Source organism: Finegoldia sp. (assembly GCF_046991905.1).
Lineage (GTDB): Bacteria > Bacillota > Clostridia > Tissierellales > Peptoniphilaceae > Finegoldia.
In genome coordinates this window covers 8098-20878 of the sequence record NZ_JBKWZF010000016.1, presented here as the reverse complement: position 1 = coordinate 20878, position 12781 = coordinate 8098, and the positions used below count along the sequence as shown (strand labels likewise).

Here is a 12781-nt window from a genome sequence, read left to right as displayed (position 1 = left end):
GCCTCCTTATCTATTTAATCATTTGTTGTTTTAATTTACTTTTATCTACCTTTCCAACGCTTGTTAATGGCCATTGATCAACATACTGTACTTCATCCGGTAACTTAAAAGAAGCAAGTCCTCTTTCTACCAAATAATTCCTTATATCTCTATGTGTAAGAACGGTACTCCCCTTCAAAATAAATACACCTATTTTTTCTCCGAGAGTCTCATCGGGTATGCCAACAATTTGCACTTCTCTAATATTCTTATTTGTAAGCAAAATATTTTCCAACTCAGAAGGAACTATTTTTTCTCCAGCACGATTTATCATCTCCAACACACGACCAACAATTTTATAATTGTCTCCATATAACTTAGCGGCTCTATCTCCTGTTCTTAAAAAACATTCTTCTGTAAACTGAGTATCATTTAGTTTTGATGAATCATAATATTCCAAAATAGTATATGGTCCCCTAACTATTAGCTCTCCAAAATCTCCATCAGGAACCTCTTTCCCGTTTTCATCAACAATACGAGCTTCGTCAAACTCACTTAACTTCTTCCCTTGAGTATGTAATCTGTCATAATCATCGTCCAAAACCCTAGAGCAAGTAATCAACGACTCACTCATGCCATACAATTGCAATAATTTACAATTAAATTCTTCCTGAATCTTTTTTGCTAAGTTAGAATCAAGAACAGATCCACCTATCTGTATATACTTCAAACTGCTGATATCAGCATCATCATTTTTAAGATATTCTATACACATATTAGCTAAAGTAGGTACCAATGCCATAATGCTAACTTCCTGTTCCTCAATCAAAGGTATTATTTCATCAGGACTGGATACTCTACAAGTAACTACCTTACCACCTTTTGACAATGTCCCAATCATTCCCGGACAACAAAGTGCAAATTTATGGCTCATAGGTAAAGCTGCTAAATACACTGTATCTTCATTCATATCTGTTGCATTTGCCAGTTCTTTTGCTAAATATATAAATTCACAATGCCTATTAGGTATTAGTTTCGGAAAGCCGGTTGTACCTCCTGACAATAAAAATATAGCTGTTTCCTTATACTCTAATTCTTCAACAAATTTATTTTTTCTATTTTGTCTTAAGGTACATAACTTCTCATATTTCTCTGTTTCGCCAATCAAATAAACTTGTAAATCTTCTTTCGTATCTTCTATAATATTAGACACCATATCTTCATATGAAAATCCTAAGTACCTGTTAATTCCAATATATGCTTTTGCATTTGTTTTATTTAAAATTCCCTTAACTTCTGAATATCTATGACCCATCAAGATAATTACAGGAATCACTCCTATACTCATCATTGCAAATAAAATTATAATGAATTCTTTGCTATTAGGAAGTTGAAATAATACTTTATCTCCCTTACAGAAGCCTTGATTTAAAAGTCCATTAGCATAACAATCCACTTCATCTTTAAGTTGTCTATATGTCAATTCTTCATTTTCATCTACAACTGCTACTCTATCGGCGTATGTATTTGACCACATTTTCAAATGTTCGCCAACAGTTAGATGCTCCCAAACATCTTTATCATAAAAGTTGATTAATTGTCTCTTAATCTCTAAATTCATAATATTTGCCCTACCTTTTTAATAGCATAACGCAAAAACAAATTTTTCTTTTTCAAAAATCAAAATCTCCTTTTGAATATTATTTTCTTTATCTATAACTTTCATTACATTATTATTTTTATTAATAACATCAACTGTTTCCAAATTTTGAATTAAACCGACTCCTTTATATTTTAAATAAGCTTCTTTAGAAACCCAATATTTGTAAAAGTCTTTCAAACCTAATATTTTTTCATTGTTAATAAAAAAATTATTCTTAATTTCACTATAATCTATATTTCTTTCTATATTTTCAATATCAACTCCTATATCATTTCTTGAGAAAGCTACTATTGAAAATCCTGTGGTATGTGATATATTAAAATGTAAATTCAAATGATTTCTAATATATGGTTTATTATATTTACCGTAACGCCATCTAATCTCTTCGAATTTTAGTTTCTCAATTTTAGAAAATAGCAAGTTTACTATTGCTTTTGTTACAGCATAATTAATTCTGTCACTTTCTTTTCTATACTTCCACATAATTTCAATTTGATCTTTACTTAAATATGGAATACATTCACTTATAATTCCATAACTATTTGTTTCTACAGCAACTACTGCTATACAATCATCATGTATAAATTGAACTACCTCATTAATGTCAAATTTTGTTAGTTCTGTAATTTTAATTATTTTTAACGTTTTCATTAATATAGCTTTTTATTTCCCCTATAACCATATCAGTAGATGTATTTACAAACATATGCTTGCCATCTATATATTTATAGACGAATTCTTTTGTTGTATAATCTTGCCATTTTTTAAGTTCTTCTAATTTCATTTCTTGATCTTTATCTCCCATAAGGCCAAGTATGGGACTTTCTAATTTTTCATGTTTTGTATCTTGATAGTCTTCGTCTATTACAAAATCTGCTCTAAGTGTCGGTAAAAAAATTGAAATCAATTCTTTATTATCTAATATCTCTTTCGGGGTTCCCTCATATCTTCTTAGCCCTTCTATAAAACCTTCGTCATCAAGGTGATAGATTGGATTTGGTTCTTTATACACTGGAGCACGTCCACCTGAAATTATTATTCCTCTTGGATTTTCATAACTTGAATTTTTGATCTTTAAGGCTATTTCATAAACAATTTTTGTTCCCATACTATGTCCAAATAAATAGTAAGGTTTTCCAAAATCAAAATTTTCTTTCATATCATTGAATAATGTTTCAACTAAAATATTAATATCACTTATAGCCTTTTCAGAAAATCTATTTTCTCTTCCTGGATATTGAGCAACAAATACTCTTACATCTTCAAATTCATATTTCCAATTTCTAAATGCAGATACTCCACCTCCTGCAAACGGAAATATAACAAGACTAGCTTTAATATTGTTTTCGTCTAATTCTTTATTTAGCATTTCAAAATTTTTTGACATAAATTCACCTTTTAATATATTTTTTGTTAGCAATAGCTAACTTTTATTCATTATATACCATTTGATAACATTTATCAATGAGTTTTTGAAATTTTTTGTAAAATAATAAAAAAAATAGCATAAAAAACTTATTTAAAAGTTATCTATGCTATTAATTATAAGGTTTCATTAAAATGTTTTTTTAATTTTTTAAACGTTTCATCTGAGATAACGTGTTCTATAAGACAAGCTTCACTTTCTGCTTGTTTAGGATTAACTCCAAGTTTAATGAATACGCTAGTAAGATACATATGTTTTTTATACATCTTTTCACAAAATTTTTTTGATTCGTCTGTTAAACGAATTATTTTATCATCTCCATAAGTTATCCTGCCTTTATTGTCAAGTTTTTTTAGCATTCTTGTAACCGTCGGTCTTTTGTAATCCAAATAGTTAGCAATGTCTATATTTCTAACCTCTTCATTTTCCAAAGATAAAATATATATGGCTTCTAAATAATTTTCTTCAGCAAATTCCCTGTGTAAAATAAATTACTCCCCCTCTTAAATTGTTAGTAACTAATAATTTAATTAAATATCTTTAAATATGATAATTTAAAATATTTTTTAATATCATACATATTATTATAGTTGTAAAAGTATCTATTTCAAAGTAATTTTTTTAGTTTTTTAAAATTTAAGTTATCATAAAATAGTGTATTTTTATTAAACAAAAATAGCAAAAATAGCAAAAATAGCAAGCACAGTAAGTGCATATGCACTTACTAAAAATGGAATAAGAATACTACGATTATATCGCTTATTTTTTCCATTTTACTTGTTGGGGAATATCCCCAAACCCCTAAATTTATAATAATTAAATTCAACAACAAATGCTCATAATAGTCCCAACGTAAACTTGAATATTATCTCAAAAAGTGATAAAATATGAATAATAAAAATTTAAATCAGGAGATTTCCAAACGAAATATATAGAATAAATTAAACCTGTAAGTCAAGTTATCCTACTTGAATTTACAGGTTTTTCTTTTTTATTTCGATTAATAAATTTATTAGGAAGAGGAACTTCAAGGAAGTTTACTACGAGCTCTTTCTATATAATTATTATCCCATAAGAAAGAGGGATTGAGAACAAAATGTAGTATTTATTACTACAACTATAATATACGAGGAGGTTAAATTATGACAAGTAGATTTAGAAATAACGGAATTTATTTAATGTTATCTGACGAGGAGTTAGAATTGCTAAATGAAAAATATAAAGCATCTAAGTGTAAAACTCTTAGACAATTTATTATGAAATGTATTTTAGAAAAAGATATTTATGTATTAGATATGGATGTCTTTCGTGAAATGTCAACAAATATAAGTCGTACTTCAAATAATATAAATCAAATTGCTAAAAGGGTAAATACTACATCAATTATATATAAAGATGATGTAGAAGATTTAAAAAGCTTATTAGAAAATCAAGCAAAAGATATTTTCTCTATGCGTAAAAAAATATACTCTCTTACTAATTCTAATAGCATAAATACTGAGAAAGAATAATGGCAATTACTAAAATTCATCCTATAAAATCCACTTTAAAAGTAGCACTTGATTATATTATGAATAGTGATAAAACAGATGAAAAAATTCTAATTTCCTCCCTAAACTGTAACCCTATAACTGCTCATTTAGAATTTGAACAAACAAAAATAGAATGTAATTCTAAAGCAAAAGTTTTAGCAAGACATTTAATTCAATCTTTTTTTCCTGGAGAAACTACTGCTGAAGAGGCTCATCAAATAGGCATAGAACTATGCGATAAAATCTTAAAAGGAAAGTATGAATATGTTCTTACTACTCATATAGATAAGGGGCATATTCACAACCATATACTATTTAATAATGTTTCTTTTGAAACTGGCAAAGCATATCAAAGTAACAAAAAAACTTACCACCAAATTAGAAATCATAGTGATGATTTATGTAGAAAATATAAGCTCTCTGTTATAGATGAAGATTATGTAGAATTTAAAGAAAAGTATAAAACCAATGGTAAATCCTACAAAGAATATATTGAATTTAATAAAGGAAAATCTTGGAAACATAAACTTCAAATTTCTATTGATCATGCTATTAATAAAGCAAATAGCTATGAGAATTTCTTAAAGCTTATGGAAGAATATGGCTATGAAATTAAACTTGGAAAATATCTTTCTTTCAGACATAAAAAACAAGGAGAAAAGGGGCGATTCATTCGTGCGAAGGAAACTACTCTTGGAAAAGATTATACAAAAGAGAAAATAAAAGAAAGAATTGAAAATAAGGTAAATGAAGATTACAAAAATAGTGAAATATATTATGCTAAGAAATCTTATAAGAAATTTGATAATATAATAGACATAGAAAGCAATGAAAAGGTTAAATCTTCTAAAGGTTATGAAATATGGGCTAGAAAACATAATATGAATACTATGGCGAAGACCTTAAATCAGCTTAGAAAATATGGTCTATCATCTAGTATGGATTTTGAAAATAAACTCCAAGAAGAGGCAGTTAATAGGCAAGAAATCCTAAATAAGATTAAGGATATAGAAAAAGTTATGAGCGAAATATACGCAGCTATTGAAGACATTAATACTATAAAAATAAATAAGGTTATCTATAAAACCTATAAAGAAAACACAAATGATAAAGATTTTTATAGTGAATATAAGCCTCAAATTATCGCATATGAAAAAGCAATAAATACTTTAGAAAAGTGTCAATATAAAAATCTAAGTATAAAAGAGTTGTCAAAATTATATGATGAATACAAAAATAAAAAAGATATTCTTATGGATGACTACGCCAACGAGAATATATTGATAAATGAATTGACCCAATTAAGAAAGAATACTGATAAGTATATTTATAATGAATTGTATAAGTAAGGATCTGGTGTATCAGATTCTCCAGTAGTTTGAAAAGTTTTGTTTAGGGGAGACTGTGTAAAATTTTGTGTATCAGCCCTCCTGATAGGATGTGGCTGATATTTTTTCAATATAACCCATCATTTTACCTTAAAGACAACCAATAAAAAAAATACAGGAGGCAGACTAAAACCTGCCCCCTATAATCTTTTACCTTTCTATGCTATTATCCTTTTTCTTCTTTTCATCCACTTTCATATCCCCTTTAGTCTTAAATTCCTTTAATTTCCCTAGTGTTGATGCTTTTGCTTTAGTATGCTCTTTAGCTTTTAATAACTTTGCAGAGTATACTTTTAGACTTGTGTATTCCTTATTATCCTTTCCCATACTTTTCTTTTCTTTGCCAAATAGGTGTACAAAATCTCCTTTTTTCAAATTTTTTACTTGATTGATTTTATCATTATAGGCGTAGCAGCTGATGAATTTTGCATCTCCTCCCTTGTCATTTTCAGCAATAGAAAAGGAGGCTACTTTAAAGTCCCTCCCATCTTTTGATTTTAAATCTTTAATTTCTATATCAGTTGCTATATTTCCATCTATATTTAATGTATCCTTCTCTTTATTATCTATATCTTTCATCTCTTTATCTCCTTGTTCTTGATTAACTTCTAAGTTTTCTTTTAACTCTTCTTCGTCTATATATTCAATAAACTTCTCATCAATAAGCCCCATAACTGAATCGTTCATATAATTATCATAGGCATTATTAAGAACATTTTCATTTTCTACTCCTGTTTCAAGAGATATAATACCTTTTACAAATTCTTTATGATTATATTCTGCTAAAAAATCTATTGTATTCTTCATGCTTTCAAAATTTGTATTTTCCATATTTGCTATTGTTTTTATATCACTTGCATATCTAACAGAATCCCATTCATACTTTCCACTTTCTTTATTAAATTCTACTCCTGTGGCTAAAATAAATTGCTTCCCGTCAAATAAGGTAGCTTGATTATCTTTCACATCCAATACCATAGTGTCTCCAAATTCAGTTTCAATTACATTTCCCTTTTTTATATTCATTTTTATTCCTCCGTTTCTATTTTTATCTTTCTTATCTGTTAAATCTTTTATTTCTTCTTCCTTTCCATCACTAATAATAAATTGTTTTATTTCTTCAACTGTTGGATCATCAATTGTAGTCTGAATAAATTCAACTAATTTATCTTCTGAATCGGCAAAATTTTTAATTCCATATTCAACTATATTGTTGATTATTCTCTGAGTATTACCATCAAAAGAAAAATTTTCTCGAATAAATTCATTAAATCTATCTCTATCAAATTCCATATTCTTTGTCCTCTAATAATCTCATTTAAAGTTTTATCTGCCACATGGTTCACTATTATTTATTTCTTTTATATTATTATTTACTACTAAATTTCCCTTATATTCCTTTAATTTATCCATAATAGATGTTTTTTCTTTCCTTTCAAAATCTCCTATTTCCTGCACTTTACTATCTCTAAAGTCAGCATCATTTCTATCTATTATTCCATCTAAATCCATATCTTTAGATAATGGATCATAAAAGTTGCCATCATCATCTATTTCAAGTCCCATTACTTCTCTCAGTTTTTCTTCATTTACTGATACAAGCTCACTAAAATCCCAAAAGCCAATAGATGTCTTTATCTGTACTAGCTCTTTTAAATCACTTGCATCTAAGGGATCATAGGTGTATTGAAAGCTGTCAATTAGGTTCTTATCTACATAGGTGTTCATCTTGTAATTTATTAAATCTAAACTTACTTGTATTTCATGTTTTTCATCTGGTGTAGTTGTATAAGCTATTCCTATATCTGTTAAGTCAGGAAATATAGTATCAAAGTCCTCTAACCTGTTTTCTTCATCATATTCTCTGTTAAGGAAGTCTATCAATTCTTCCTTTACTTCTTCTAGTAATGGATTATCTTGGCTTATATCTTCACTTTTTCCCATATCTAGTAAATTATTTACTTCTGCAAGTCTTAGTGTCTTATCCTTTAAAAGTTCAGCTTGTGGAAATGTCTTTTGTATTTCAATTTTAGCTGTTTGAAATTGCTCTTCTGTATCTTTTAGTTTTGAAATTGTATTTTCTAATCTTTCTGGTAATTTATCTAATACATTATCCATTCTTGTAATATTACCTATTTCATCTGTTCCAAACTCTCCTCTATATTCTCCCTTACCTTTTAATATAAAGTTATATTTATTGAAAAAAGAATCATATTTTATGGATAAATCAAAATTTCTATATTCACCTATTTTTTCTCCATCTTTATCCATTTCCCTATATATTTTAACTCCCTTAATTTTGTTCAACAAAAACTCTCCAGCTATTTTCTTATCTATATACTTCTTTCCGTCAATAATTAGAGAGGTAAATTTATTATCTTCTTTTAAATTTTTATCTACTTCTCTATAAGGCTCAACATTTTTAATATCTTCCTTTAAGTTCTCTATCCTTTCTTTTAATCTTTCTATTTCCTTTGGATAAAATTTAACTACTTTATCTTCCAGCTTGTAAAGATTTGATTTAAAATTGGACTCTAGCATTTTAAGTTTAGAAACTTCAACATCAAGGTCCATCTTCTCCTTTATTAATGGATTTCCTGTTGCAAGAGCTTTGATTTCGGCATAGTTTAATGTGGCTTCGTCTACATCTTCTGCTACTCTTACTGGTGTCTTTGAAGTCATAATTTGGGAAATATATTTTTGTTTATTCTCTAAGGTTTGGAAAAGATAGGCATCAAAAGTATTTTCTGTTACATATCTAAATATATGGACTTCCTTATTCTCATTTCCCTGCCTCACAATCCTGCCTGCTCTTTGAGAAAGATCAGCAGGTCTCCATGGTATATCAAGATCGTGAATTGCAATTAGTTTGTCTTGGGCATTAGTACCTGCTCCCATTTTCTGTGTTGAACCAAGTAAGACTCTTATTTCTCCCTTTCTTACCTTATCAAAGATAGCGTCTTTTTCCATATTGTTTTTTGCCTTATGAATAAATTCTATTTCATTTTCAGGTACTCCCATATCTATAAGTTTTGTTTTAATATCATCATAGATATTAAAATCACTACTTGGTGTAGACATATCACAAAATATTAATTGAGCAGATTTTTTATCTTTATATTTATTCCAAATGCTAAATACATTTTTTATACAGGTATTTACCTTACTATTAGGATCATCAGGAAGTAAAGGATTGATTAATCTTTGATCTAACGCCATCTTCTTCCCATCATTTGTTATTAATAGCATATTATCAACACTTGAATCTACCTGCTTATCACGAACCTTATCTGCTCTCTCGGAAAAAGTTTCAAGAATTTCTTTTTGTTCTTCGGTAGGCTTTGTTTTTATAGTTTCATAATGGGCAATTGGTGTAGGAAGATTTAAAACATCAGCTGTTTTAATATCCATAAATCCTTTTACAGTATTCATAAGTTCAGGAAGATTATAAAATTTTGCAAATCTGGTTTTGCTCCTATAACCATTACCCTCAGGATTTAATTCTATTGCCGTTATTGTTTCTCCAAAAGTAGACGCCCAAGAATCGAAATGTTGCAATTTCATCTTTTTTAATTCATCATACTGTAAATATCTCTGCATGGTATAAAGTTCAGCCATACTGTTGCTTACTGGTGTACCTGTGGCAAATACTAATCCTTTATTATTAGTTATTTCATCCATATAGCGGCATTTCATAAGCATATCTGATGATTTTTGTGAATCTGTAGAAGTAATTCCTGCTACATTCCTCATTTTAGAAAATAGATAGAGGTTTTTGTAGGCATGGGCTTCATCTACAAATAACTTATCTACTCCCAGTTCTTCAAAGGTTACAACGTCATCTTTCTTATAATCAGCATTTAGTTTTTCTAACTTTGTCTCTAATTTTTTCTTTGTTTTTTCTAATTGCTTTACAGTAAATCTTTGATCCCTTTCTCTTTTATATTCATCTATATAGTCAATGATTTCATCAATTTGACCTTGCAATTCATATTCTTGTCTTTCTTTTGATATAGGAATTTTTTCAAATTGACTATGTCCTATAATAACAGCATCAAAACTTCCTGTAGCAATACGACTACAAAATCTTTTTCGTCTATCTGGTGTGAAGTCTTTTTCTGTAGCACATAATACATTAGCTCCTGGATAAAGTTCATTAAATTCTCTTCCAAATTGCTCTACAATGTGGTTAGGAACAACAAACATTGACTTATTACTCATCCCAAGTCTTTTTGACTCCATGGCTATACCTATCATTTCAAAGGTTTTTCCTGCTCCTACTTCATGGGCAAGTAAAGTATTTCCACCAAACAAACCTCTTGCTATGGCATCTTTTTGATGTGCTCTTAATTCTATTTCAGGATTCATTCCTTCAAAAGTAAGATTAGATCCATCATATTCCCTTTGTCTTATGGAATTGAATCTTTCGTTATAATCTTCTACTAATCTATTTCTTCTTTCCACATCATCAAATATCCAGCTTTTAAATTCTTCTTTTATCATCTCTTGCTTACTTCTTGCAAGCATTGTTTCTTTTTGATTAAGCACAGATTTTTTCTTTCCATCACTGTCTTCTACTTGGTCAAATACCTTAGTATCTCTTAAATTTAAAGTATCTTCTATCAATTTGTAGGCATTTACCCTATTTGTACCATAGGTAAAAGAAGCAAGGTCATTGTCCCTATCAGAGCTTTTTCCTTCAACTCTATATTCTCCTGTAAAGTCAGAATACTTAATATCTATATTCCACCTTGATGAAACTGGTGTTTTCAACAAATCAAACATAAATTTTTTGTAATCTTGTTCCGGTATCCATGTTGCACCCATTCTAACTGTAATCTCACTTGCATCTAGTGCTTTAGGCATTACTTCCACTAGCTTTGCTTTTTGAAAATGTAACTCTTCTAATTCTTTTTTTAAGAGTTTACTATCCTCTAGATTTTCTTCCTTTCCTAACTCTTTTTCGATGTTTTTAATATAAGAGTCTACAACTTCAATTTTATCTCTTATATTTCCTGACAAGTATTCATCAGCACTTACGTAAGTTCTTGAAAAATCTCCTAGCTCTTTAGCAGACTTAAATGGATTCATATCATTAGGTTCAAAGGAATCTAAATTTAAAAATATTTCTCCCTTTAATTCTTCTATTAATTTATCTCTTGTTTTTCCTGTCAATTCTTCCATATAATCAAAATTTATTTTACCTTTTTGACTAATAGAGAGTACCAGAGCATCTATTGCCCTATCTGTATGATCTATTATTACAGCTTTTTTTATAGTTCTCTTGTTAAAGATATCAGATTTTCCTATAAAGTTGCCTTCTTTATCTAATTTCTCCAAAGTTGAAATTAAAGAAAAATTGGCATCTTCTCTAAATAACTTTTTATTGGTTTTTGAATTTAGTCTTCCATGTTTGCTATTGAAATCATCGTAGAACTTATTTAGATTTTCTTGTTCTTTTTTTATCTCTTCATCTGAATAGTCTTCTTTTTGATAGGTTATAACTTTCCTTAGACTTTCATTTAATCTTAAATATTCTTTTACCTTATCTTTATCCTTTTGGTTTAAGGATATTCTTTGCATAATTGAATTTTCTCTAAAATATATTTCATCATCCACTAAAGCAAAAGAATAGTTTTTAACACTATCATCAGCTGGTATTGTTTCTTCTCCTAAATCATCATTTATTTGAGCTTCTTCATACCTACCTTGAATATTTTTAATGGCTTTTTTTAGTCCTTGTTCTAAAGAAATATCTTTATTTTCAATACATGCAAGGCTTGTCCCAAATCTTGACGGTATTTCTTCCATAGTCCCTATTACCATCTGAGGATTATCTACAAAGTATTTATTATATATTAGTCCTTTTGCATCTTTGTCTAGCTTTATCCAGTCTTCATCTATCTTTAATAGCCTATCTCTCTTTTTTAAAAAGATTATATCTGAAGTTACTTCTGTTCCAGCTACCCCTTTAAATGTAGTATTTGGTAGTCTTATTGCTCCTAAGAACTCTGCTCTTTCCGATATATATCTTCTAACATCTTCACTTTTTTTATCCATTGTTCCTGAAGATGTTATAAAAGCAATTATGCCTCCATCCCTAACCTTATCTAAAGTTTTAGCAAAAAAATAATCGTGAATTAGAAAGTTATTTCTTTCATACTCACGATCTGCTACTTTAAATTCTCCAAAAGGAATATTTCCTATGGCCACATCAAATAGGTTATTAGAAAAATTGGTTTCTTCAAATCCTTTTATTTGTATATTGGCATTAGGGTAAAGTTCTTTGGCAATTTGTCCACTAATGCTATCTAATTCAACTCCATAAAAGTTTGACTCTTTCATTTCTTCAGGTAGATTTCCTATAAATCTACCTGTCCCAGCACTTGGTTCTAATATATTTCCTTTTTCAAAGCCAAGATTAGAAAGACTTTCATAGATAGCGTCTATAACTACTTTCGGCGTATAAAAAGCTGTTAGGGTTGATCCTCTTGCCCTATTATATTCTTCCCCAGTTAGATTTTCTTTTAAAAAGTTCCTTGCTTCAAGCCATTGACCTTCCTTTTCTTCATCAAATACATCAGAAAGTCCTCCCCAGCCGATATACTTTGCCAAAATTTCCTGTTCATCTTTTCTTGCACTTCTATTTTCTTTTTCTAAGGTCTTTAAGACATTTATAGCTTCAATGTTGTTTTTTAATCTCTGTGAAGGTGGTAGGTTTTCTTCTTCATTAATAATTTTATAGTTTTCTAAAGAAACTTCAGAAACCCCTTCTATATTTTCTCTATCAGTC

General features: G+C 28.8%; 8 protein-coding genes. 2 read left to right on the top strand and 6 right to left on the bottom strand.

Annotated features, from left to right (window positions below):
- Positions 1-10: 10 nt before the first annotated feature.
- From ACLUJM_RS07685 to ACLUJM_RS07670, 4 genes are all read right to left on the bottom strand, one after another.
- Positions 11-1600 (bottom strand): AMP-binding protein, encoded by a 1590-nt coding sequence (locus tag ACLUJM_RS07685; protein ID WP_412412574.1) that lies wholly within the window; start codon positions 1598-1600, stop codon positions 11-13.
- Between the two features lie 18 nt (positions 1601-1618).
- Entirely contained in the window at positions 1619-2293 is a 675-nt protein-coding gene (locus ACLUJM_RS07680) for a 4'-phosphopantetheinyl transferase family protein (RefSeq protein WP_022620595.1), read from the bottom strand.
- A complete protein-coding gene (locus tag ACLUJM_RS07675) occupies positions 2271-3029 on the bottom strand; it encodes a thioesterase II family protein (RefSeq protein WP_412412573.1) in 759 nt (252 codons plus the stop codon). The genes ACLUJM_RS07680 and ACLUJM_RS07675 overlap by 23 nt, the downstream gene beginning before the upstream one ends.
- 155 nt (positions 3030-3184) lie before the next feature.
- Positions 3185-3556, bottom strand: coding sequence for a metal-dependent transcriptional regulator (locus tag ACLUJM_RS07670; RefSeq protein ID WP_073998359.1), 372 nt, complete (start codon positions 3554-3556; stop codon positions 3185-3187).
- A gap of 654 nt (positions 3557-4210) precedes the next feature.
- On the opposite strand from ACLUJM_RS07670, the gene ACLUJM_RS07665 reads away from it, so the two are divergent.
- Positions 4211-4579 carry a plasmid mobilization protein gene (locus tag ACLUJM_RS07665; RefSeq protein ID WP_036764329.1) on the top strand — a complete coding sequence of 123 codons (369 nt, stop codon included), beginning with the start codon at positions 4211-4213 and terminating at the stop codon, positions 4577-4579.
- A complete protein-coding gene (locus ACLUJM_RS07660; protein WP_412412572.1) occupies positions 4579-5949 on the top strand; it encodes a relaxase/mobilization nuclease domain-containing protein in 1371 nt (456 codons plus the stop codon). The genes ACLUJM_RS07665 and ACLUJM_RS07660 overlap by 1 nt, the downstream gene beginning before the upstream one ends.
- A gap of 189 nt (positions 5950-6138) precedes the next feature.
- Here ACLUJM_RS07660 and ACLUJM_RS07655 read toward each other — a convergent pair whose 3' ends face one another.
- Complete coding sequence (locus tag ACLUJM_RS07655; RefSeq protein ID WP_412412571.1) at positions 6139-7281, bottom strand: single-stranded DNA-binding protein; 1143 nt, start codon at positions 7279-7281, stop codon at positions 6139-6141.
- 33 nt (positions 7282-7314) lie between these two features.
- Positions 7315-12781, bottom strand: a 5467-nt coding sequence (locus tag ACLUJM_RS07650) for an SNF2-related protein (protein ID WP_412412570.1), incomplete at its 5' end; no start/stop codon positions are given.

Excerpts from the sequence above, each read along its gene's own strand:
- ACLUJM_RS07655 (WP_412412571.1), bottom strand. The coding sequence starts at position 7,281 with ATGGAATTTGATAGAGATAGATTTAATGAATTTATTCGAGAAAATTTT.
- ACLUJM_RS07675 (WP_412412573.1), bottom strand. The coding sequence starts at position 3,029 with ATGTCAAAAAATTTTGAAATGCTAAATAAAGAATTAGACGAAAACAAT.
- ACLUJM_RS07660 (WP_412412572.1), top strand. The coding sequence starts at position 4,579 with ATGGCAATTACTAAAATTCATCCTATAAAATCCACTTTAAAAGTAGCA.
- ACLUJM_RS07685 (WP_412412574.1), bottom strand. The coding sequence starts at position 1,600 with ATGAATTTAGAGATTAAGAGACAATTAATCAACTTTTATGATAAAGAT.
- ACLUJM_RS07665 (WP_036764329.1), top strand. The coding sequence starts at position 4,211 with ATGACAAGTAGATTTAGAAATAACGGAATTTATTTAATGTTATCTGAC.
- ACLUJM_RS07680 (WP_022620595.1), bottom strand. The coding sequence starts at position 2,293 with ATGAAAACGTTAAAAATAATTAAAATTACAGAACTAACAAAATTTGAC.